Below are 22,070 nucleotides of genomic sequence, written 5' to 3'. Positions count from 1 at the left end.
GCCATGAACCAAGAAATCGCAACCTTTGCTGGCGCGGCCCTGCGCCTGAACCAATTCGGCGTGATCCGCGCGGCCGGCGCCGAGGCCGCCAAGTTCCTGCACAGCCAGCTGACCCAGGACTTCGCCCTGCTGGGCGACGGCCAGGCCCGCCTGGCCGGCTATTGCTCGGCCAAGGGGCGCCTGCTGGCCACCCTGGTGGGCTGGAAGAACGGGCCCGAGGAACTCCTGCTGGTGCTGCCGCTGGAACTGCTGGCGCCGACGCTCAAGCGTTTGAGCATGTTCGTGATGCGCGCCAAGTGCAAGCTCAGCGATGCCACGGCCGAGTTCCAGCTCTGGGGCCTGGCGGGCGCGCAGGCCAGCGCCTGGCTGGGTGCGGCGGCGCCGACCCAGACCTGGGACCTGGCGGCCTTCAACGAGGGTCAGGTCTTGCGCCTGCCGACTTCAAGCGGCCAGGCGCGCTATCTGCTGGCCCTGCCCGCCAGCGCCGCGGCACCGGATTTGCCGGCCATGAGCGCCGCCGACTGGCAATGGCTGGACGTGCAAAGCGGCCTGGCCTGGGTGCAGGCCGCCACGGTGGAGCAGTTCGTGCCGCAGATGCTGAACCTCGAACTGCTGGGCGGGGTGAATTTCCAGAAGGGTTGCTACCCCGGCCAGGAGGTGGTGGCGCGCAGCCAGTACCGCGGCACCCTGAAGCGCCGCACCTTTTTGTTCGAAACCGCTGCGCCGGCGCTGGTCGGCCAGGAAATCTTCCACAGCGAAGACCCGGGCCAGCCCGCCGGCCTGGTGGCGGCGGTGGCCGAGCGCAATGGCCGCGCCCTGCTGCTGGCCGAGACCAAGATCGCGGCGCTGGAGGGCGGCAGCCTGCACCTGGGCAGGGTGGACGGCGCGCCGCTGGAGCCGCGCGCCCTGCCCTACGAGCTGCGCGAGCCGCAGTGACTGCGCCCGAGCTTTACGTCTACTACAGGCTGCTGCCGGCGCAGGCCGAGGCGGCGCGGGCGCAGATCGCCGCCTTGCGCCTGCCCGACGGGGTCACGCTGCGTCTGCTGCAACGCGACGCCGATGATGTAAAGGTGGCCGACATGCCGACCTGGATGGAAATCTACCAGGGCGCCTCGGCGCAAGACCTGACCCTGGCCGAGCGGGCGGTGGCGGCGGCGCTGGCGCCCTGCATCGAGGGCGAGCGCCATATTGAGCGCTTCTTCCCCCTGCTGTTGCCTACAGCGCCCTGACCATCTCCACATGGCCGATGCCGGCCTCCTCGAACACCGGGCCGCGCTGCACAAAGCCGGCGCGGGTGTAGAAGCCGGCGGCGCTGAGCTGCGCATGCAGCAGCACCTCGCGGTAGCCGCGCTCGCGGCCGGCCGCCATCAGCGCCTCCAGTACCTGGCGCCCGACCTGGCCGCCGCGCATGGCCCGCAGCACCGCCATGCGGCCGATCTTGGCCACGCCCGGCACATGCTCCAGCAGCCGGCCGGTGGCCAGGGCCTTGCCGAGGCGGTTGTAGGCCACCGCGTGCAGGCAGCCGGCGTCGCCGGCGTCCCATTCCATCTCGGCCGGGATCTTCTGTTCGTCGACGAACACCGCCTGGCGGATCCGGCTGGCGTCCGGCCCCAGCTCTGACCAGGCGCCGACATGCACCTCGACCATGGCCGCGCCGGCCTCGAAGCCGGTGAGCGCCTGGCGCAGGGTTTCGGGCACCGGCTTTGGGGTTTGGGCCTGCGCGTCGGCAAACACATAGATCAGCTCGCCATGCACCAGCAGCTCGTCGGCGCGGAACACCGCGCATTGCACCAGGATCGAGCTGTTGCCGACGCGCTCGCAGCGCACGCCCACGTCCAGCTGATCGTCGTAGCGCGCCGAGCCCAGGTATTCCAGCGTCGCCTTGCGCACGAACAGGTCGCCGCCCAGCGACTGCATGGTTTCGGCATAGGGCAGCGCCAGGGCGCGCCAATAGCCGCCCACGGCGGTGTCGAAGTAGGTCAGGTAATGGCCGTTGAAGACGATTTGCTGGGCGTCGATCTCGGCCCAGCGCACGCGCAGGCGCTCGAAGAAACGGAATTGGCTGCGGTTCATGGCTTGGGAAAAAGCGCCTCCTTCAGCGCCATTGCGCAGGCGTCCAGCGCCAGCAGGGCCTCGGGGATGCTGCGGCCCATCTTGATGAAATCATGCGTCACGCCGCGGTACAGCTCCAGCTGCACCGTGCCACCGTTGGCGCGCAGCAGGTCGGCATAGGCGAGGCCCTCGTCCACCAGCGGATCGCATTCGGCCAGGATCACGCAGGCCGGCGCCAGGCCGCTGTGGTCGCTCGCCTCCATGGGTGCAAAGCGCCAGTCGCGCTTGTGGTGGTGCTCGATGTAATGGTCGAAGAACCAGGCGATCGCGGCCGCGTCGAGCAAGAAACCGTTGGCGAACAGCTTGTGCGAGGGCGTGTCGGCATGGGCACAGGTGCCGGGGGTGATCAGCAGCTGCAGGGCCAGGTCTTGCCCGAACTGCTCGCGGACGTCGCGCGCGTGCAGCGCGCACACCGCCGCCAGCGTGCCGCCGGCGCTGTCGCCGCCCACGGCGATGCGGCTGCCGTCCAGCCCCAGGGCCGCGGCCCCACCCGGCAGCCAGCGCAGCACGGCCCAGGCATCGTCCACCGCGGCGGGAAACTTATGCTCGGGCGCGAGCCGGTAGTCCAGCGACAGCACCGCCGCACCGCTGCGCAGCGCGAGCTGCCGGCACAGCGAGTCGTGCGTTTCCAGGCTGCCGATGGTGAAGCCGCCGCCATGCAGATACAGCAGCACCGGCAGCCGGGCTTCTGCGGGGGTCTTGGGCGCATACAGGCGCGCCGCCAGCGGCCCCTCGGCGCCCGGCACCATGAGGTTCTCCACCCGTGGCAGCGGCGCGCGCGGCAGGTCCAGGATCTCGGCCCCCATCAGATAGCCGATGCGGGCCTGCCTGGGGGTGAGGGAATGAAAGGCCGGGCGGTTCGCACGGTGGATGCGCGTCAGCACACCCGCCATGCGCGGTGTCAACAAGGTGCTACTCAACAAGAACTCCAGGGCTTAGGCTTGGATTTTCGCAGACATGCCGGAGCGCAGACACGATGGCCCTGATCCAGTACCTCACCCATATCCATCTGGCGCATGGCGCACGCAGCGTGCTGGGCGCCGAATGCGCGCGCGTCGGCATGCGCAGGCCGCTGGTGATCACCGATGCTGGCGTGCGCGCGGCCGGCGTGCTGGAGCTGGCGCTGTCGGGCTGGCAGGGCCCCGCCCTGCCGGTGTTCGACGCCACCCCCGCCAACCCCACCGAGGCGGCGGTGCGCCTGGGCGTGCAGGCCTGGCGCGAGGGCGGCTGCGACGGCCTGATCGCCATCGGCGGCGGCTCGGCCATGGACCTGGCCAAGGGCGTGGCGATCGCCGCCACCCACGCCGGGCCGCTCACCCGCTACGCCACCATCGAGGGTGGCAGCGGCCTGATCACCAAGGCGGTGCTGCCGCTGATCGCGATGCCCACCACCGCCGGCACCGGCAGCGAGGTGGCGCGCGGCGCCGTCGTCATCGTCGACGACGGCCGCAAGCTGGGCTTCCACAACTGGGAGCTGCTGCCCAAGTCGGCGATCTGCGACCCCGAGCTCACGCTGGGCCTGCCGCCCTTGCTGACCGCCGCCACCGGCATGGATGCGATCGCGCATTGCATGGAGACCTTTATGTCCGCTGCCTTCAATCCGCCCGCCGACGGCATTGCGCTCGAAGGGCTGCGGCGCGGCTGGGACGCGATCGAGCGCGCCACCCGCGACGGCAGCGACCGCGACGCGCGCCTGCAGATGATGAGCGCCAGCATGCAGGGCGCGATGGCCTTCCAGAAGGGCTTGGGTGCGGTGCATTCGCTCAGCCATGCGCTGGGCGGCCTGAATCCGCGTCTGCATCACGGCACCTTGAACGCGATGTTCCTGCCGGCGGTGGTGCGCTTCAACGCCCAGCATGCTAGCCTGCAACAGGATGCGCGACTGCATCGCATGGCCCATGCCATGGGCTTGCAGGATTGCGACGCCGCCGGCGAAGTGTTGGCCGAGGCGCTACGGGCCATGAATGCGCGCCTCGGGCTGGCCAGCGGCCTGGCGGCGCTGGGCGTGACCGAAGCGCTGTTTGAGCGTGTCATCGACGGCGCGATGAAGGACCATTGTCACCAGACCAATCCGCGCCTGGCCACGCGCGAGGATTACGCGGCGCTGCTCAAGGCCTCGATGTAGACAGCAAAAAAAGGCCCGAACCTTTTGAGTTCGGGCCGGCATGCCGCTGAACGCGATCGCGATCAGCCGTGCTTCTTGTTGTCGAAGAACTGCTCGTCCTCGGTCGAACCCTTGAGCGCCGCGGTGGAGGCCTCGGCTTCGATGGTGGTGGTGACGGCGTCGAAGTAACCCGTGCCCACCTCGCGCTGGTGCTTCACAGCGGTGAAGCCGCGCTCGGCCGCCGAGAATTCCTTTTCCTGCAGCTCGACGAAGGCGCTCATATTGTTGCGGGCATAGCCGTAGGCCAGGTCGAACATCGAGTAGTTCAGGCTGTGGAAGCCGGCCAGGGTGATGAACTGGAACTTGTAGCCCATCGCGCCGAGCTCGCGCTGGAACTTGGCAATCGTCGCGTCGTCCAGGTTCTTCTTCCAGTTGAAGGACGGCGAACAGTTGTAGGCCAGCAGCTTGCCGGGGAACTTGGCGTGAATGGCGTCGGCAAAAGCCTTGGCAAAGGCCAGGTCGGGCTTGCCGGTCTCGCACCAGATCATGTCGGCATAAGGCGCATAGGCCAGGCCACGGCTGATGGCCTGCTCCAGGCCGTTGCGGGTGCGGAAGAAGCCTTCGACGGTGCGCTCGCCGGTGCAGAAGGGCTTGTCGTTGTCGTCCACATCGGTGGTGACGAGGTCGCCGGCTTCGGCATCGGTACGCGCCAGCAGCACGGTGGGAACGCCCATCACGTCGGCCGCCAGGCGGGCAGCCACCAGCTTGGCCACGGCCTCGCGGGTGGGCACCAGCACCTTGCCGCCCATATGGCCGCATTTCTTGGCGGCGGCCAGCTGGTCTTCGAAGTGCACGCCCGCGGCACCCGCGTCGATCATGGACTTCATCAGCTCGAAGGCGTTCAGCACGCCGCCGAAACCGGCCTCGGCATCGGCCACGATGGGGGCGAAGTAGTCGATGTCGTTCTTGCCTTCGCTCCACTGGATCTCGTCGGCGCGCTTGAAGGTGGCGTTGATGCGCTTCACGACCTTGGGCACCGAGTCCACCGAGTACAGCGACTGGTCGGGGTACATCTCGCCATTGCTGTTGGCGTCGCCCGCGACCTGCCAGCCCGACAGGTAGATGGCTTTGAGGCCGGCCTTGACCTGCTGCATGGCCTGGTTGCCGGTCAGCGCGCCCAGCGAGTTGACAAAAGGCTCGGTGTTCACCAGGCCCCAGAGCTTCTCGGCGCCGCGCTTGGCCAGGGTGTGCTCGATGGCCAGCGAGCCACGCAGACGCACCACATCGGCAGCGGTGTAGCCGCGCTTGATGCCCTTCCAACGGGGGTTCTCGGCCCAATCCTTTTCGAGGGCGGCGATTTGCTGGTCACGGGTGAGTGTCGTCATGGAAAGCTCCTGCTGTGAGGTGAAAAACAAAGGACTCGATGGCTCCTAGATTAGGCCTTTGTCAGCTTTCGGGGAAGACTTGTGTCTTATATAAGACTAAAAATGTTTTCCTTATAAATCAATGGCTTGCATTGTAAATATCGGATTGTGAAACGACGCTCACCATAATGAGAAAAATTGCGGCAGCGCAACAGACCAAAATTTTGCGATCTGAAAACGATGTTTCGTATTGCGAAATGCCAGAGGGGATTACAGGCCGCCGATGAAATAGCGCTTCAGCCCGGCCAGCACCATTTCCACCGCAATCGCGGTGAGCACCAGGCCCATCAGCTTCTCGATTGCCGACACCACCGAGTCGCCCAGCAGCTTGCGGATGCGGTCGGCCAGCAGCAGGGTCAGGCCCGAGACCAGCATGGCGGCGGTGAGCGCGCCGATCCAGTCAAAGATGCGCTCGGGCTGGCGCGAGGCCAGCAGCAGCACCGTGGCCATCGCCGAGGGGCCGGCCAGCAGGGGCACGGCCAGCGGGAAGATAAAGGGTTCGCGGCCGGGTTCGATGCCATAGGCCGAGTCGCCGGCGCTGCCGAAGATCATGCGGATCGCGATGATGAGCAGGATCACCCCGCCGGCCACCTCCAGCGAACGCTCGGAGAGATGCATCACCTCCAGAAAGCCGCCGCCCAGGAACATGAAGGCGAACAGCACCACGAAGGCAATGCCCACCTCGCGCGCCGCCATGCGCGTGCGGCGGGCCTTCGGCACCTCGCGCATGATGGAAATGAAGATGGGCAGGCTGCCCAGCGGGTCCAAGACCAGCAGCAGCAGGATGAAGGCGGAGAGAAAGCTATGGTCCATCGCGGGATTGTCCCCCATGCACAGGCCGTAGACTGCGCCCTGTATGCCAGCCCCTGCCCCGCCCACCCTGGACGCCATCGACAGCAAGATCCTGGAGATCCTGCAGCGCGATGGCCGCATCTCGAATGTGGACCTGGCGGCGCAGATCCATCTCTCGCCGCCGCAATGCTTTCGCCGCGTGCGCGCGCTGGAGGAGCGCGGCGTGCTGCAGGGCTACCGCGCCCTGGTGGCGCCCGAGAGCCTGGGGCTGGGCGTGACCGCCTTCGTCAGCCTCAACATCGAGGCCCAGGCCTTTGCGCGTGTGCGCGAGCTGGAGGCCTTGCTGCGCGACTTCCCGCAGATCCTGGAATGCCACACCGTCTCGGGCGATTGCGACTACCTGCTCAAGGTGGTGGCTAGCGACCTCAAGGCGCTCTCGCAATTCCTCACCGACAAGCTGATGCAGCTGGAGGGCGTGGCCGACGTGCGCTCGATGATCTGCCTGGAGGAAATCAAGCCCCCCTCGGGCCTACCCGTGCGCTGATCAGGCGCGCGGGTGGTGCGCCGCATGCAGGCTCTTGAGTCGCTCGCGCGCCACATGGGTGTAGATCTGGGTGGTGGAAAGGTCGGCATGCCCCAGCAGCAGCTGCACCGCGCGCAGATCCGCGCCATGGTTGAGCAAATGGGTGGCGAAGGCATGGCGCAGGGTATGCGGCGAAATCGGCGCGAGGATGCCGGCCGCCACGGCGTACTTCTTGATCAGCTTCCAGAACATCTGCCGGCTCATGCCCTCGCCCTGCACGGTCACGAACAGGGCCTCGCTGCGCCGGCCCTGCAGGAGCTCGGCGCGCGCCTCCTGCAAATAGCGCAAGAGCCAGCCATGCGCCTCCTCGCCAAAGGGCACGAGGCGCTCCTTGCTGCCCTTGCCGGTGATGCGCAACGCCGCTTCCTTCATACCCAGGTGCACGCTCTTGAGCGTGACCAGCTCGCTCACGCGCAGGCCGCTGGCATACATCAGCTCCAGCATGGCACGGTCGCGCAGGCCCAGCGGTTCGCCGGTATGGGGCGCCGACAGCAGGGCGTCGACCTGGCCCTCGCTGAGCGTCTTGGGCACGCGCAAGGGCTGGCGCGCGTTCTGCAGGCGCAGGGTCGGGTCTTGCGTGCAACGGTGCTCGCGCAGGGCCCAGCGGAAATAGCGCTTGAACACCGAGAGCCGCCGGTTTGCGCTGGTGGCGCGGCTGGCCGCGTGGCGCGCGCTGGCATAGCCCAGCAGGTCCTGCTCGCGGGCCTCGTCCAGCGCACGCACAGCCTCGCGCGCCAGCCAGTCGGCCAGCAGCAGCAGATCGCGCTTGTAGGCCTCCAGCGTGTTGCGCGCCAGGCCGTCCTCGATCCAGAGGGCTTCGACAAACGCGTCTATGCCCTGCCGGCTGCGTTCAATAAGCTCAGTCAAGTTTCAGCTTCTGCGACTCGACAACCTTTTTGTAGACCTCGTACTCGGCCTTGATCTGGGCGCCGAATTGCTCGGGCGTGTTGGCCACGATGAGCGAGCCGGTGTCCTCGATGCGCTTCTTCACATCCGGCAGCTCCAGCGTCTTCTTGACCGCGCCATGGACCTTGTCCACCACCTCCTTGGACAAACCCTTGGGCCCGTAGATGCCGTAATAGGCCATGCGGTTCACCGGCTCCAGCCCGACCTCCTTGAGGGTGGGCACCTGGGGCAACTGCGAAAGACGCTGCGGCGCCGCCACCACGATGGGGATCAGGCGCCCGTCCTTGATGAAGGGCAGCGCCGAGGGCAGGTTGTCAAACATGATAGGCACCTGGCCGGCCACCGTGTCGTTCAGCGCCGGGCCGGCGCCACGGTAGGGAATGTGCAGCAAGAACACCCCGGCCAGGTTCTTGTACAGCTCCATCTGCAGATGGCCGATGGTGCCGGTGCCGGCGCTGGCATAGCTGTACTTGCCCGGGTTCTTCTTGAGCTCGGCGACGAAACCCTTGTAGTCGCGCGCCGGGAAGCTCGGATGCACCGCGATCACATTGGGTGTGGCCGCCACATTGATGATGGGGCTGAAGTCGGTGAGCGGGTTGTAGGGAATCTTGGGGTCGATGGCGGGGTTTGCGGCGGTGGTCGAGACCGTCGCCATGCCCAGGGAATAGCCGTCCGGCGCGGCCTTGGCGGTTTCATTGGCACCCACCTTGCCGCCACCGCCGGCCTTGTTCTCCACCACCACGGTCTGGCCCAGCGCCAGGTGCAGCTTCTCGGCCACCACGCGCGCCACGATGTCGGTGGTGCCGCCGGGCGCAAAAGGCACCAGCAGCCGGATCGGCTTGTTGGGATAGCTCTGGGCGTGCAAGGCGGGGGCCAGCAAGGTGCTGGCGGCCAGCGCAAGACTGGCGTGCAGGCAATGACGACGCTTCATGGTGATCCTTTGGGTGGTCTGTCTCCAGCCACGATGCTAGGCGGCCGAGTCGCAAGCGATGCTAGCGGAATTACGTAGCCTCCCGCATGAGCCGCGCCCGCCACCCAGGCACACTGGGCGCATGCCGGACCTGCTGTTGCTGCTGCCTGACTTGCTGCTGATACTGACGGGTTTCGCCCTGTGCCGCTTTACCAGCCTGGACCGCCCGGTGTGGGAGGCGGCGGAGAAGCTGGTGTATTACCTGCTCTTCCCGGTGCTGCTGTTCAACTCGATCTCGCGCAGCGTGCTGCAGCCCGCGGCCACCCTGCACCTGGCCCTGGGCGGCCTGGGCGTGGTGGGCAGCGGAGTGCTGCTGGCCTACGCGCTGCGACTGTGGCCCGGGGTCGACGCACAGACCCATGCCTCGGGCGCCCAGGTGGGCTTTCGCTTCAACAGCTTCGTCGCGCTGGCCCTGGCCGAGCGCCTGCAGGGCGCGCAGGGCGTGGCCTGGGTGGCGCTGCTGATCGCCATCTGCGTGCCGCTGGCCAATGTGGCCGCGGTCTGGCCGCTGGCGCGCCATGGTGGCCATGGCTACGCGCGCGAGCTGGCGCGCAATCCGCTCATCCTCAGCACCCTGGCCGGCTTGGTGGCCAATCTGCTGGGCCTGCGCCTGCCCGAGGCCGCCGCCATCAGCCTGCAGAAGATCGGCCTGGCCGCCCTGCCCCTGGGCCTGATGGCGGTGGGCGCCGGCCTGCGCCTGGGCGCGCTGCGGGATGCACCCGGGCTGGCCGCCGCGCTGCTGGCGATACGCCATGCCGCCCTGCCCCTGCTGGCCCTTGCCTACGCCTGGGCGCTGGCGCTGGCGCCGGACCAGCGCAGCATCCTGGTGGCCTTTGCCGCCCTGCCCACCGCCTCCAGCGCCTATGTGCTGGCGGCGCGCATGGGCGGCCATGCCTCCTTTGTGGCCGGGCTGGTGACGGTCTCGACCCTGCTGGGCATGCTGACCCTGCCGCTGTGGCTGATGCTGCTACGCTTCTAAGGCCCAATGGATGTGTTCGGCCAGCAGCTCACTGGCCTGCGGCAGGCGCGCCTGCAGCGCGGCGCGCAGCGCTGCGTCGTCCGCCGGGGCCAGGTCTTGCCTTAGCGCATTGCCCATCGCTACCGCCAGGTTGCGCTGCCAGCGCGCGTGGCCGATGCGGCGTATCGCCGAGCCCTCGGTGAGGCGCAGAAACTCGGCCTCGCTCCAGCCCCACAGCTGCAGCAGGGTGGGCGCCTCGAAGGGGCCACGGGTGTCGAAATCCGCCAGGGCGTGGCGCTGCGCGAACTTGTTCCAGGGGCAGACGAGCTGGCAGTCGTCGCAGCCATAGATGCGGTTGCCCAGCAGCGGCCGCAACTCCAGCGGGATGGGCTCGTCCGACTCGATCGTCAGGTAGGAGATGCAGCGCCGCGCGTCCACCTGGTAGGGCGCGACGATGGCCCGCGTCGGGCAGGCGTCGATGCAGGCCGTGCATTGCCCGCAATGGCCGCTGACCGGCTCGCTCAGCGGCAGCGGCAGGTCCACCATGATCTCGCCCAGGAAGAACATCGAGCCGGCCTCGCGGTGCAGGGTCAGGCTGTGCTTGCCGCGCCAGCCTATGCCGGAGCGGCTCGCCAACTCGACCTCCAGCACCGGCGCCGAGTCGGTGAAGACGCGGTAGCCCAGCGGCCCCACCAGCGCCTCCAGCCGGCTGGCAAGCTGCTGCAGGCGCTGGCGCAGCACCTTGTGATAGTCGCGGCCACGCGCATAGAGCGAGACCTGGGCGGCCAGCGGCTCGGCCAGGCGCTGCCATTCGATCGCCTGCCAGTCTCCCTCCAGATGCTGGGGCAGATAGTCCATGCGCGCGGTAAGCACGCGCACCGTGCCCGGCACCAGCTCGGCCGGCCGGGCGCGCTTGAGGCCATGGCTGGCCATGTAATGCATGCTGCCGTGAAAGCCCGCAGCCAGCCAGGCCAGCAGGCCGGGCTCGGCGCTGCTGAGGTCGATATCGGCCACGCCAATCTGTGAGAATCCGAGCTCAAGCGCCCAGGCCTGCAATTGCGCCATCACCGCCTGGGTGTCGATCTCGGTTGGCGTTCTTTCCTCAGTTCGCGGAGCGTGCTGCATTTGGCCATTCTAGAAACCCGTTTGTTCCACTGGCCCGACGAGTCGGCCTGCGAGCGCTTTGCGCAGGCACTCGCCCAGGCCCCAGGCCTGATGCATGCCAGCATCGAGCTGCATGGCGCCCTGGGCGCCGGCAAGACCAGCCTGGTGCGCCATCTCTTGCGCGCGCTGGGCGTCACGGGCCGCATCAAGAGCCCCAGCTATGCGGTGCTGGAGAGCTACCAGCTGCCGGCCGGCGAGGTCAGCCATTTCGATTTCTACCGCTTCAACGACGCACGCGAGTGGGAGGACGCGGGCTTTCGCGAGATCTTCACCGCGCCCGGCCTGAAGCTGAGCGAATGGCCCGAGAAGGCTTCAGGCATGCTGCCCACGCCGACGCTGGCGATCCACCTCGAAGCGCAGGATGACCAGAGCCGCCGCGTGCGCGTCGAGGCCTGCACGCCCGAGGGTCAGGTCTTGCTGGACGGGCTGAAAGGGCTGAGCACATGAGCGCAGCGCAGGGCAGCCCCAAGCAAGCTCGCCCCCGCCTGGCGGGACAGGCCGCAGGCCGAAGGGTGCACCAATGAGCCGCCGCCACGCCCTGCGCGCGATGGGCAGCCTGGCGCTGCTGCTGCGCGCACCGAAGCTGCGCGCAGCAGCAGCGCCGGCCGGCGCCAACATCCTCGCGGTGCGCGTCTGGCCCGCGGCCGAATACACGCGCGTCACGCTGGAGTCCGACAAGCCGCTGGCCGCCAAGCATTTCCTGGCCGCCAACCCGGACCGGCTGGTGATCGACATCGACGGCCTGGAGCTCAGCCCCGGCCTGCGCGAGCTGCTCGGCAAGGTCAAGGCCGACGATCCCTATATCGCCGGCGTGCGCGTGGGCCAGAACCAGCCGCGCGTGGTGCGCATCGTGCTGGACCTCAAGCAGGGCGTGGCGCCGCAGCTGTTCTCGATCGCGCCGGTAGCGGCCTACAAGCACCGCCTGGTGTTCGACCTTTATCCGCTGCAGGAGCGCGACCCGCTGCTGGCGCTGATACGCGAGAAGGAAAATGCCGAAAAGGCCGCGGCGCAGTCGGTGCAGGATGCGCTGGGCGAGCTGATCGGCCGCATCGACCGGCCGGCGCTGCCCAAGCCCGCGGCCTCGGCGGCGCTGCAGCTGCCGGCCGCCAGCGCGCCGGCGCCCGATTACCAGACCCCGGCACCGCCACCACCGCCGCCGGCCATTGCCGGTGCGCAGCAGAAGATCGACCGCCTGATCGTGATCGCGCTGGATCCCGGCCATGGCGGCGAGGACCCCGGCGCCGTCGGCCCCTCGGGCCTGAAGGAAAAGGACGTGGTGCTGGAGATCGGCCTGCAGCTGCGCGAGCGCCTCAACGCCAACTCGAATATCCGCGTGATGATGACGCGCGATGCCGATTTCTTCGTGCCCCTGCACGAACGCGTGCGCAAGGCACGGCGCGTGAATGCCGACCTGTTCGTCTCCATCCATGCCGATGCCTTCTTCACGCCCCAGGCCAAGGGTGCCTCGGTGTTCGTGCTCAGCACCAATGGCGCGAGCAGCTCGGCGGCACGCTGGATGGCCGACCGCGAGAACGCCGCCGACCTGGTGGGCGGGGTCAACAACCTGGCGGTCAAGGATGCCGCCGTGCTGCGCACCCTCTTGGACATGAGCACCACGGCGCAGATCAAGGACAGCCTCAAGCTCGGCTCCGAGGTGCTGGGCCAGATCGGCCGCGTTGGCAATCTGCACAAGCGCCAGGTCGAGCAGGCCGGCTTTGCGGTGCTGAAGGCGCCCGACATGCCCTCCATCCTGGTCGAGACGGCCTTCATCTCCAACCCGGAGGAGGAAAGCCGGCTGCGCGATCCCGACTACCAGGCCAGGCTGGTGCAGGCCCTGGCCACCGGCATCGCGCGCTACTTTGCCAAGAACCCGCCGCTGGCCAGGCACCGCCCGCTCAGTTGATGGGTCAGCTGATGGGTCAGTCGAGCCATCAGCCGATGGCCGGCTTGCTGCGCCGCGCCTTCCAGGCGCCGAAGATCGCGATCAGGCCCGGGATGCCGATCAGCGCCCAGATGATTTTCTCGAGGTTGTGCTGCACCCAGGGCACGTTGCCGAAGGCATAGCCCATGCTCATCACGCCCACCACCCAGAGCAGGCCGCCGCTCACGTCGTAGAGCGTGAACTTGCGGCGCGTCATCTGCGCCACCCCGGCCACAAAGGGCGCGAAGGTGCGCACAAAGGGCATGAAGCGCGCCACCACGATGGTGATGCCGCCCCAGCGCTCGTAGAACTCATGCGCCTGATTGAAGGCGCGCTTGTTGAAGAAGCGCGAGTCCTCCCACTGGAACACCTTGGGCCCGAAAAAGCGGCCGATGGTGTAGTTGGTCTGGTTGCCCGCCACCGCCGCCACGCTCATCAGGCCCATCGCGATGGGCAGCTCCAAAAGGCCGGTGCCGCACATCGCGCCGACGATGAAGAGCAAGGAATCGCCGGGCAGGAAGGGCATCACCACCAGGCCGGTCTCCACGAAAATGATCAGGAACAGCAGCGCATAGACCCAGCCGCCGTAGGCGGCCACGAACTGGTTCAGATAGCGGTCGACGTGGATGATGAAGTCGATGACGAGGGCAAGGTATTCCATGGGCGCGCATTATGGCGGCGCCTGCAGCGCCTGCCTGAGCCGGCGCGCATCGAGCTCCGGGCATTCGGCCAGCAGCGCCTCGATGAACTGCTCGGCGCTGCCGGCGCGTGCCGCCGCCCGCTTCACCACCACCTTGGCGACCGGCCCCAGCTCATGGCTCAGCACCGCCAGGGCATGGCTCTTGAGGGCCTCGTCCAGGGCCTGGCCGCTGGCCGCCATTGCGGCCAGGCTGGCCTCGCGCGGCGGCGCGACGATGCCGGTGCTGCCCATGGGCGCGAGCTGGCTGCTGCCCTCGGTGCTCTCCAGCAGAAAGCGCTGGCGCGCCTCGGCGTCGGCGATATGGGCCGACACCGCCGAGGCCAGGCTCTGCAGGTCGTGGCATTGGCGCGCGGCCTCGCGCACCATCAGCCTGGCCATCGGCCCCACGTGGCTGGCCAGCGAGCGCTCGATGCGGCTCAGCGAGGGGGCGTCCCAATGGCTGGACCAGCTGCCATGCCCATGGCTGGAGGGCGCACCGGCCGGCGCCGCAAGCGGCGCTGCAGCCATCACCAGGGTCTTGGCCCATTGATCGAGGGCGACGATCTCGGTGCCGCCATGCTCCTCGGGGTCCAGCATGGCGGCCACGCCGGTCAGCGCGGCGCGGAACTCGGCGGCACTGCCGAAGCGCTGCTCGGGCCGCTTGGCCATGGCACGCTCGACCAGCGCGTCGAACACCGCCGGCCGCGGCGCCAGCGCCACCTGGCTGGGCGGCGGCGCCGGCTCGTTGAGCACCTGGTACATGACTTGCTGGGCGTTGCCCTTGAAGGGCGGCACACCGGCCAGCAGGCGGTACAGCAGCACGCCGGCGGCGTACAGGTCGGCACGCTGGTCCACGCCCTCGCCCAGGTATTGCTCGGGCGCCATATAGCCGGGTGTGCCTATCACCGACGAGACCCGGGTCAGGCCCAGGTTCTCGATGCGGGCGATGCCGAAGTCGCTCAGCTTGAGCTGGCCGCTCACACTCAGCAGCAGGTTGGCGGGCTTGATGTCGCGGTGCCAGACGCCCTGGCCGTGCGCGTGCGCCAGCGCGTCGAGCAGCTGGTCCATCATGCGCAGCAGCGCCGGCAGGCTCAGCATGGGCGTGGCCAGCAGCACCTGCTGCAGCGTGCTGCCCTCGACGAACTCCATCACGATGTAGGCGCTGTCGGCGTCCTCGCCGAACTCATGGATGGCCACCACGCCCGGGTGCGCGATGCGGCCCACCGCCTGGGCCTCGTTGCGAAAGCGCGCCACCGCCTGGGTGGCGCCCTGGTCGGCATCAAGCAGGCTCTTCAGGATGGTCTTGATCGCCACGGCGCGTTGGATATGCGGGTCGAAGGCCTTGTAGACCACGCCCATGGCGCCGCGCCCCAGCACGCCGGAGATGCGGTATTTGCCGATGTAGGCGGGCTGGTCCATGGTGACGGACGCTAGACGTCGAGCATCTTCATCGCATGGCTCAGGCTCTTGCGCATGCGGCCGAAGGACTGGGCCAGCACGCCCACCTCATCGCGGCTGCGGGTCTCGAATTCGGGCGCGCTCAGCTCGCCCAGGCTGACGCGGTCGGCCAGCGCGGCGAGCTGGCGCACCGGCCGTATCACCAGCAGCCAGAGCATGAAGTTGAGCGCCGCGCCGATCAGCACGAACACCCCGGTCAGCGCGCCCATCACCACCTTGAGCGCCTCGTGCGCGCGCTGCAGCGGCACCGTCATCGGCACCGACACCAGCTGCGCGCCCAGGGTGTCGCCCATCTTCCAGCCGAAGCCGTTGGAGGGTCCGTAGCGTGCCACCAGCGTGGCCGGGGCGGCATCGGGCGTGCTGTGGCAGCTCAGGCAGACCGGGTTGCCGATGCGGATCGGGCGCGCCACATAGAGCGAGGGGCCGGTGGGCGTGTCGCGCTTGCCCACCAGCTCCTGCAAGCCGGTGTTGCGGCTGAACTGCGCGATCACGTCCTCTTCCCAATCCACCGCGCGGTCGCGCGGATTGGTGGGGTTGAGCATGGCCGACTTGAAGCGGTACTCGGGATACTGTTTCTGCAGCGTGGCCTGCACCTCGGCCGCCGAATAGGCCGGCACCGACTGCGGCAAAAAGGCCTCGGCCATCTGCGCGGCCAGCAACGGCCTGATCTGCTCGGCCGTGTAGGCGCTCACGGCGCTGGCGTTCTGCATCAGCAGCTTGGCACTCTCGGCCACCTCGGCGGCGGCGGCCTTTTGCAGCAGGCCGCGCGCCACCAGGGCCGATCCGGCCAGGCCCAGCACGAAGATGAGTGCAAAGATCAGATTGAACTTGAGCAGCAGTTTCATGATCTGGCGCCCCAAGATGCAGGTGCATGAGCATAGCCCTCCCAGCGCCCTGCCATGTACCCACTTCAGGGGCTGGGTTGGGCCGCTTCATACAATGCGGCATGGACCTGTCTTCCCCCACGCCCGGCGCGCCGCGCCGCGCCATCCGCGAACTTCCCGATGAACTGATCAGCCAGATCGCCGCCGGCGAGGTGGTGGAGCGCCCGGCCTCGGTGGTGCGCGAGCTGGTGGACAACGCGCTGGATGCCGGCGCCACACAAATCAATGTGAAGCTGATGGCCGGCGGTGTGCGCGCCATCGTGGTGGAAGACGACGGCCTGGGCATTCCGGTGGACGAGCTGCCGCTGGCGCTCAAGCGCCATGCCACCAGCAAGATCCGCAGCCTCGAAGAGCTGGAATCGGTGGCCACCATGGGCTTTCGCGGCGAGGCCCTGGCGGCGATTGCCTCGGTGGCCGAGATGGCCATCGCCACGCGCTGCGAGGGCGCGCCGCATGCCAGCCGCCTGGACGCGCGCTCGGGCGAGCTGAGCCCGGCGGCGCGCTCGCGCGGCACCAGCGTGGAAGTGCGCGAGCTGTTCTTCAGCACCCCGGCGCGCCGCAAATTCCTCAAGACCGACGCCACCGAGCTGGCGCATTGCCTGGAGGCGGTGCGCCGCCATGCGCTGGCCCGGCCCGATGTGGGCTTTGCGATCTGGCACGAGGGCAAGCTGGTGGAACAATGGCGCGCCGCCGGCGCCGAGCAGCGCCTGAAGGATGTGCTGGGCGAGGACTTCTTCGCGGCCAGCCGCGCGGTGTTTTCCGAGGCCGGCCCCTTGCGCGTCTATGGCCGCGCCGGCCTGCCCGAGGCGGCGCGCAGCCGCTCGGACATGCAGTACGTCTATGTGAACGGCCGCTATGTGCGCGACAAGCTGATCGCCCACGGGGTGCGTTCGGCCTACGAGGACGTGCTGCATGGCAACCGCCAGCCCAGCTATGTGCTCTTCATCGAGATCGCGCCCGACCGCGTGGACGTCAACGTGCATCCCACCAAGATCGAGGTGCGCTTTCGCGATGGCCGCGAGATCCACCAGCGCGTGCGTTACGCGGTGCAGGGCGCGCTGGCGATCTCGCGCTCGGCCGAGGAGGCCGCCGCCGAAGCCGCGACCCCAGCCATGATCGAGGAGGCCGGCGTGCTGTCCGCCGCCCATACCAGCTCGGTGCAGGCCAGCCGGCCCGGCCCCGGCAATCCGCCCGCCTGGTTCAATGCCGCCTCGGCCCAGGAGCGCGCCGCGCCGGGCTATGTGGGCAATGGCAGCCTGAACAGCGGCGTGGCCAGCTGGCGCAGCAATAGCCAAGCCTCGCTGGGCCTGACCGAGGTGGCCACGCTCTATGGCAGCGCGCCCGCGCCGATGCGTTCAGATGTGCCCGCGGCCGCCCCCCTCCCCGCTGGTGACTGGCCGCTGGGCCGCGCCATCGCGCAGATCCAGGGCGTCTATGTGCTGGCCGAGAACGCCCAGGGCCTGGTGATCGTGGACATGCATGCGGCGCATGAGCGTGTGGTCTACGAGCGCTTGAAGGCCAGCCTGGGCGAGGCCGCGATCGAGTCGCAGCCGCTGCTGATCCCGGTCACCTTTGCCGCCACCGCGGCCGAGATCGCCACCGCCGAGGCGCAGGGCGAGACGCTGCTGCGGTTGGGCCTCGATGTGGCGCCGCTCTCGGCCAAGGTGCTGGCGGTGCGCGCCCGGCCCGCCGCGCTGGCGGGTGGCGATGTGGTGGAGCTGGTGCGCGGCGTGCTGGCCGAGCTGGCCCAGTTCGATGCCAGTCATGCCATCGAGCGCGCCCAGCACGAGATCCTGGCCACCATGGCCTGCCATGGTGCGGTGCGCGCGAATCGCCAGCTCAACCTGGACGAGATGAACGCCTTGCTGCGCGATATGGAGCGCACCGAACGCGCCGACCAATGCAACCATGGCCGCCCGACCTGGCGCCAGCTCGGCATGCGCGAGCTGGACGCGCTGTTTCTGCGCGGCCGCTAGTTGTCTGATGGACGGCAGGGCATGGTCCAATACGGTCTTGAACAGCCGAGCATCACCATGGCCACCCTGACCCTGAAGAAAAAGAACAACAGCAAGCCCGTCGACAAGGCCCGGCCCGATGGCGAGCGCCGCGCGCCGCTGCGTGGCAAGGGCGTGTCGCGCCCGCGCCAGACCCTGGAACAGGCCCAGGCCGAGCGGCAGGAGCGCCAGGCCGAGTTCGAGCAGCGCCGCGCCCGCGAGGACGCCAGGCCCGCCGCACCGCGCGGCCGCCCCGAGCCCCGCCCGGACGCAAGACCTGGCCCCCGTGGTGATGCCCGTGCCGAGCCGCGCCGCGATGCCCGCCCCGCCGGCGGCAGCAGCTTCCGCCGCGAGGATGGCCCTGCGCCCGAGCCCCGCCGCGACCAGCGCCGCGCCAGCGGCCCGCGCCCGTCCTACCCAACGCAGGGCGAGCCCTATGGTCAAGCGCCCCGCCCGGCGCCGCGCCAGCGCGCCGAGCACCGCGAGATGCCCTCTGACGAGGGCGAGCGCCTGTCCAAGCGCATGAGCGAGCTGGGCATGGCCTCGCGCCGCGAGGCCGATGAATGGATCGCCGCCGGCTGGGTGCGTGTGGACGGCAAGATGGCCGTGCTGGGCCAGCGCGTCGGCCCCGATGTCCGCATCGAGGTCGACCAGCGCGCCCACAAGGAACAGGCCAAGCAGGTCACCATCCTTTTGCACAAGCCCATAGGTTATGTCTCGGGCCAGGCCGAAGACGGCTACGAGCCCGCCTCGGTGCTGGTGCGCAGCAATACCCAGTGGGCCGACGATGCCTCGGGCATCAAGTACCACATCGGCCACACGCGCGGCCTGGCGCCCGCCGGCCGGCTGGACATCGACTCCACCGGCCTCCTGGTGCTGACCCAGGACGGCCGCGTCGCCAAGGTGCTGATCGGTGAGGACTCGGATGTCGAGAAGGAATACCTGGTGCGGGTCGAATTCGTCGGCCTGAACGGCGAGCCGGTGGGCCCGGGCCGCGCCAGCGAGCAGATGCCGCCCGAGCGCATGGCCCTGCTGGCCCATGGCCTGGAACTCGACGGCGTCAAGCTCAAGCCCGCCAAGGTCAGCTGGGCCAATGAGGACCAGCTGCGCGTGGTGCTGCGCGAGGGCCGCAAGCGCCAGATCCGCCGCATGTGCGAGCTGGTGGGGCTCAAGGTGGTGGGCCTCAAGCGCGTGCGCATCGGCCGCATCAATCTGGGCCATCTGCCGGTCGGCCAGTGGCGCTTTCTGGCGCCCTGGGAGCGTTTCGACTGATGGCCGTGGATCAGGGCGCCGCCAAAGGTGTCGCCAAGGGCGCCACGCCGCGCCTGCTGATGCAGGTGGCGGCGCTGGCCTTGCTGCTGGGCCTGCAGCCCGTCACCACCGATCTCTACCTGCCCGCCCTGCCGGCGCTGCGCGCCGAGCTGGCCGCGCCCATGAGCGCGGTGCAGCTGACGCTCTCGGCGCTGATGCTCAGCTTCGGCCTGGGCCAGCTGCTGATCGGGCCGCTGTCCGACCGCTTTGGCCGCCGGCCCATCCTGCTGGCTGGCCTGGCCCTGTATGTGCTGGCCGCGCTGGCCGTCGCGTTGGCGCCCGATATCTGGCTGCTGGTGGCCTGCCGCACGCTGCAGGGGCTGGCGCTGGCCGCCGCGGTGGTGGGCGGCCGCGCCATGCTGCGCGACTGGTTCGAGCCGCATGAAGGTGCGCGCGTGATGGCGCGCGCCCTCAGCGGCCTGGGCCTGATCGCGACGCTGAGCCCGGCCCTGGGCGGCCTGCTGGCGCTCTACCTGGGTTGGCGCGCCGCGCTGCTGGCCACCGGCCTGTTCGCCGCCGGCGCGCTTGCGCTGATTGCCTGGCAGATTCCCGAGAGCCTGGCGGCGCGGCACCGCCAGGCGCTCAATCCGCGCCAATGGCTGGCGAACTGGGCGCTGGTGCTGGCGCACCCGGGCTTTCGCGCCTACGCCCTGCTCACCACCCTGGCCTATGCCACGCTCTACGCCTTTCTGGCCGGCTCCTCCTTTGTCTTCATCGAGGTGCTGGGCCTCTCGCGCATGCATTACGGCGCCCTGGTGAGCCTGGGTGCGGCCATCTATGTGGCCGGCACCTGGCTGTGCCGGCGCTGGCTGGCGCATGCCAGCCTGCCGCAGACGGTGCGGCGCGGCGCCGTCTTCACCGCCCTGGGCGCGCTGGGCATGGGCGCGGCCGCTTGGGCTTGGCCGCCCTCGGTGCTGGCGCTGATGCTGCCGCATGGCTTCATCATGCTGGGCCATGGCGTGCTGCAACCCTGCGGCCAGGCCGGCGCGGTGGGCCCCTTCCCCAGGCAGGCCGGTGCCGCCGCGGCGCTCTCGGGCTTTGCGATCGCGCTGGGCGCCTTCGCGGTGAGCGCCTGGCTCGCCCGCAGCCTGGACAGCACGGTGCGCCCGCTGGCGCTCACCATGATGAGCCTGGGCCTGGCCACCGCGCTGTGCGCCTGGACCCTGGTGCAGGCCGAGGGCCGACGCCAGCGCGCCGCCGCGCTGGCCTGACAATCCCCATTCCTGATGTCGCTGCAACAAGATTTTTTCCCTCTCCGCCCGATCTGCCTGGCCGGCCCCACCGGCAGCGGCAAGACCGCCTGCGCGCTCAAGGCCGCCGAATACCTGCCGATCGAGATCATCAGCGTCGATTCGGCCCTGGTCTACCGCGGCATGGACATAGGCACGGCCAAGCCGACGCCGGCCGAGCTGGCGGCGGTGCCGCACCACCTGATCGACATCATCGAGCCGACCCAGTCCTACTCGGCCGCCGAGTTCGCGCGCAGTGCCAAGGCACTGGCCGCCGAGATCCTGGCGCGCGGCAAGCTGCCCCTGCTGGTGGGCGGCACCATGCTGTACTTCAAGGCCTTGTTCGACGGCCTCTCCAACCTGCCTCAGGCCGACGCGGCGCTGCGCGCGCGCCTGGACGCCCAGGCCGCCGCGCAGGGCTGGCCGGCAATGCATGCCGAGCTGGCAAGACATGACCCCAGCACCGCCGCGCGCCTGGCGCCCAACGATGCGCAACGCATCCAGCGCGCGCTGGAGGTCTGGCATCTGAGCGGCACACCGATGTCCCAGCTCTATGCCGAGCAGGCGCGCAGCAGCGGCGTCGACTGGCCGCTGATCTCGCTCGAACCGCAGGACCGCGCCTGGCTGCACCGCCGGCTGGACCAGCGTTTCGCGCAGATGCTGGAGGCCGGCCTGGTGGACGAAGTGCGCGGCCTGCGCGCGCGCGGCGACCTGAGCCTGGATCTGCCCTCGATGCGCTGCGTGGGCTATCGCCAGACCTGGGAGGCGCTGGACGCGAACGATTTCAGCCAGCTTGCCGAGCTGGGCAGCGCCGCCACCCGCCAGCTCGCCAAGCGCCAGCTGACCTGGCTGCGCTCCATGCCGCAGCGCCAGGTGATCGCGGCCGACAGCGACCAGCTGGAACTGCAGGTGCTGGTGGCCCTGCAAAAGATTCTGCGCGCCCATGGCCCCTCTTCTTGAAGCCGAAGGCCTCGCCAAGTCCTATGGCGAGACGCGCGTGTTCGCCGACATCAGCCTGAGGCTTGAGGCCGGTGAGTTGGTGGCCCTGCTGGGCGAGTCGGGCAGCGGCAAGTCCACCCTCTTGAACTGCCTGGCCGGCCTGGACCGGCCCGACGCCGGCCGGGTGCTGCTGCAGGGTGAGGACCTGAGCCTGATGGACGAGGCCGAGCTGGCGCTGCTGCGCCGCGAGCGCCTGGGCTTTGTGTTCCAGGCCTTCCATGTGCTGCCGCACCTGAGCGTGGCCGACAACGTGGGCCTGCCCCTGCTGCTGCAGCGCCGCCCCGATGCGGCGCGCGTGCAGCAGATGCTGGAGGCCGTCGGCCTGGGCGAGCTGGCCGCGCGCATGCCGCGCCAGCTCTCCGGCGGCCAGCTGCAGCGCGTCGCGATCGCGCGCGCCCTGGTGCACCGGCCGGCCCTGGTGCTGGCCGACGAACCCACCGGCAACCTCGACCCGCGCCATGCCGAGCAGGTGCTGCAGCTCTTGCTGGCGCAAGTGCGCGAGCAGGGCTCGGCCTGCCTGCTGGTGACGCATTCCGAGCGCGCGGCGGCGCATGCCGACCGCTGCATCCACCTGGCCTGAGC

At 69.2% G+C, this 22,070-nt stretch carries 22 protein-coding genes; 12 read left to right on the top strand and 10 right to left on the bottom strand.

All coding sequences use genetic code 11. From position 1 onward, the window contains the following. Window positions 1-3 precede the first annotated feature (3 nt). Window positions 4-936, top strand: coding sequence for a CAF17-like 4Fe-4S cluster assembly/insertion protein YgfZ (gene ygfZ / locus WG898_RS16785; protein WP_339603945.1), 933 nt, complete (start codon window positions 4-6; stop codon window positions 934-936). Beyond that, window positions 933-1,229 carry a DUF4936 family protein gene (locus WG898_RS16780; RefSeq protein ID WP_339603944.1) on the top strand — a complete coding sequence of 99 codons (297 nt, stop codon included), beginning with the start codon at window positions 933-935 and terminating at the stop codon, window positions 1,227-1,229. Before ygfZ ends, WG898_RS16780 begins: the two co-directional genes overlap by 4 nt. Here WG898_RS16780 and WG898_RS16775 read toward each other — a convergent pair. Then, the gene (locus tag WG898_RS16775) at window positions 1,216-2,073 is read right to left on the bottom strand and encodes a YbgC/FadM family acyl-CoA thioesterase (RefSeq protein ID WP_339603943.1); all 858 of its coding nucleotides are present in this window, start codon (window positions 2,071-2,073) and stop codon (window positions 1,216-1,218) included. The genes WG898_RS16780 and WG898_RS16775 overlap by 14 nt on opposite strands. Next, window positions 2,070-3,005 carry an alpha/beta hydrolase gene (locus WG898_RS16770; protein ID WP_339604147.1) on the bottom strand — a complete coding sequence of 312 codons (936 nt, stop codon included), beginning with the start codon at window positions 3,003-3,005 and terminating at the stop codon, window positions 2,070-2,072. Before WG898_RS16770 ends, WG898_RS16775 begins: the two co-directional genes overlap by 4 nt. Before the next feature lie 83 nt (window positions 3,006-3,088). On the opposite strand from WG898_RS16770, the gene gbd reads away from it, so the two are divergent. Beyond that, entirely contained in the window at window positions 3,089-4,237 is a 1,149-nt protein-coding gene (gene gbd / locus WG898_RS16765; protein ID WP_339603942.1) for a 4-hydroxybutyrate dehydrogenase, read from the top strand. Window positions 4,238-4,299: 62 nt separating this feature from the next. Here the strand turns inward: gbd and aceA are convergent, their stop codons facing one another. Continuing rightward, the gene (gene aceA, locus WG898_RS16760; RefSeq protein WP_339603941.1) at window positions 4,300-5,601 is read right to left on the bottom strand and encodes an isocitrate lyase; all 1,302 of its coding nucleotides are present in this window, start codon (window positions 5,599-5,601) and stop codon (window positions 4,300-4,302) included. A 249-nt stretch (window positions 5,602-5,850) separates the two neighbouring features. Further along, window positions 5,851-6,453 carry a MarC family protein gene (locus tag WG898_RS16755; RefSeq protein ID WP_339603940.1) on the bottom strand — a complete coding sequence of 201 codons (603 nt, stop codon included), beginning with the start codon at window positions 6,451-6,453 and terminating at the stop codon, window positions 5,851-5,853. A 43-nt stretch (window positions 6,454-6,496) separates the two neighbouring features. Here WG898_RS16755 and WG898_RS16750 point away from each other — a divergent pair, with 43 nt between their 5' ends. After that, window positions 6,497-6,976 (top strand): Lrp/AsnC family transcriptional regulator, encoded by a 480-nt coding sequence (locus WG898_RS16750; protein ID WP_339603939.1) that lies wholly within the window; start codon window positions 6,497-6,499, stop codon window positions 6,974-6,976. Here WG898_RS16750 and xerD read toward each other — a convergent pair whose 3' ends face one another. Both xerD and WG898_RS16740 read right to left on the bottom strand, forming a co-directional pair. Further along, window positions 6,977-7,882, bottom strand: coding sequence for a site-specific tyrosine recombinase XerD (xerD, locus tag WG898_RS16745; protein ID WP_339603938.1), 906 nt, complete (start codon window positions 7,880-7,882; stop codon window positions 6,977-6,979). It lies immediately after the preceding gene. Then, the gene (locus WG898_RS16740) at window positions 7,875-8,852 is read right to left on the bottom strand and encodes a tripartite tricarboxylate transporter substrate binding protein BugE (RefSeq protein WP_339603937.1); all 978 of its coding nucleotides are present in this window, start codon (window positions 8,850-8,852) and stop codon (window positions 7,875-7,877) included. The genes xerD and WG898_RS16740 overlap by 8 nt, the downstream gene beginning before the upstream one ends. Before the next feature lie 121 nt (window positions 8,853-8,973). Here WG898_RS16740 and WG898_RS16735 point away from each other — a divergent pair, with 121 nt between their 5' ends. Further along, window positions 8,974-9,870: an AEC family transporter gene (locus WG898_RS16735; protein WP_339603936.1), complete on the top strand. Its 897-nt coding sequence runs from the start codon at window positions 8,974-8,976 to the stop codon at window positions 9,868-9,870. Here WG898_RS16735 and queG read toward each other — a convergent pair. After that, the gene (gene queG, locus WG898_RS16730; protein WP_339604146.1) at window positions 9,859-10,914 is read right to left on the bottom strand and encodes a tRNA epoxyqueuosine(34) reductase QueG; all 1,056 of its coding nucleotides are present in this window, start codon (window positions 10,912-10,914) and stop codon (window positions 9,859-9,861) included. The genes WG898_RS16735 and queG overlap by 12 nt on opposite strands. A 54-nt stretch (window positions 10,915-10,968) precedes the next feature. Here queG and tsaE point away from each other — a divergent pair, with 54 nt between their 5' ends. Both tsaE and WG898_RS16720 read left to right on the top strand, forming a co-directional pair. After that, window positions 10,969-11,460: a tRNA (adenosine(37)-N6)-threonylcarbamoyltransferase complex ATPase subunit type 1 TsaE gene (gene tsaE / locus WG898_RS16725; protein WP_339604145.1), complete on the top strand. Its 492-nt coding sequence runs from the start codon at window positions 10,969-10,971 to the stop codon at window positions 11,458-11,460. A 73-nt stretch (window positions 11,461-11,533) separates the two neighbouring features. After that, window positions 11,534-12,916: an N-acetylmuramoyl-L-alanine amidase gene (locus tag WG898_RS16720; protein WP_339603935.1), complete on the top strand. Its 1,383-nt coding sequence runs from the start codon at window positions 11,534-11,536 to the stop codon at window positions 12,914-12,916. Window positions 12,917-12,944: 28 nt separating this feature from the next. Here WG898_RS16720 and WG898_RS16715 read toward each other — a convergent pair whose 3' ends face one another. From WG898_RS16715 to WG898_RS16705, 3 genes are read right to left on the bottom strand one after another with little or no spacing between them, the layout of a single operon-like run. Further along, complete coding sequence (locus WG898_RS16715; RefSeq protein ID WP_339603934.1) at window positions 12,945-13,595, bottom strand: DedA family protein; 651 nt, start codon at window positions 13,593-13,595, stop codon at window positions 12,945-12,947. A gap of 9 nt (window positions 13,596-13,604) precedes the next feature. Next, the gene (locus WG898_RS16710; protein ID WP_339603933.1) at window positions 13,605-15,032 is read right to left on the bottom strand and encodes a serine/threonine-protein kinase; all 1,428 of its coding nucleotides are present in this window, start codon (window positions 15,030-15,032) and stop codon (window positions 13,605-13,607) included. A gap of 11 nt (window positions 15,033-15,043) precedes the next feature. Beyond that, a complete protein-coding gene (locus WG898_RS16705) occupies window positions 15,044-15,916 on the bottom strand; it encodes a Tll0287-like and HAMP domain-containing protein (RefSeq protein ID WP_339603932.1) in 873 nt (290 codons plus the stop codon). A 101-nt stretch (window positions 15,917-16,017) separates the two neighbouring features. On the opposite strand from WG898_RS16705, the gene mutL reads away from it, so the two are divergent. Genes mutL through WG898_RS16680 form a run of 5 tightly spaced genes read left to right on the top strand, consistent with a single transcriptional unit; the run spans window position 16,018 to window position 22,068 of the window. Continuing rightward, window positions 16,018-17,931: a DNA mismatch repair endonuclease MutL gene (mutL, locus tag WG898_RS16700; RefSeq protein WP_339603931.1), complete on the top strand. Its 1,914-nt coding sequence runs from the start codon at window positions 16,018-16,020 to the stop codon at window positions 17,929-17,931. Window positions 17,932-17,988: 57 nt separating this feature from the next. Next, a complete protein-coding gene (locus WG898_RS16695; RefSeq protein ID WP_339603930.1) occupies window positions 17,989-19,221 on the top strand; it encodes a pseudouridine synthase in 1,233 nt (410 codons plus the stop codon). Beyond that, the gene (locus tag WG898_RS16690; RefSeq protein ID WP_339603929.1) at window positions 19,221-20,471 is read left to right on the top strand and encodes a Bcr/CflA family efflux MFS transporter; all 1,251 of its coding nucleotides are present in this window, start codon (window positions 19,221-19,223) and stop codon (window positions 20,469-20,471) included. Before WG898_RS16695 ends, WG898_RS16690 begins: the two co-directional genes overlap by 1 nt. Before the next feature lie 15 nt (window positions 20,472-20,486). Then, window positions 20,487-21,449: a tRNA (adenosine(37)-N6)-dimethylallyltransferase MiaA gene (gene miaA, locus WG898_RS16685; RefSeq protein WP_339603928.1), complete on the top strand. Its 963-nt coding sequence runs from the start codon at window positions 20,487-20,489 to the stop codon at window positions 21,447-21,449. Continuing rightward, a complete protein-coding gene (locus WG898_RS16680) occupies window positions 21,433-22,068 on the top strand; it encodes an ABC transporter ATP-binding protein (RefSeq protein WP_339603927.1) in 636 nt (211 codons plus the stop codon). The genes miaA and WG898_RS16680 overlap by 17 nt, the downstream gene beginning before the upstream one ends. The last annotated feature ends 2 nt before the right edge of the window (window positions 22,069-22,070 follow it).

It is taken from the genome of Paucibacter soli (assembly GCF_037482845.1).
Taxonomy (GTDB): domain Bacteria; phylum Pseudomonadota; class Gammaproteobacteria; order Burkholderiales; family Burkholderiaceae_C; genus Paucibacter_B; species Paucibacter_B soli.
Note: the sequence above shows the minus strand (reverse complement) of the source record. Positions and strands in the feature narration are given on the sequence as shown.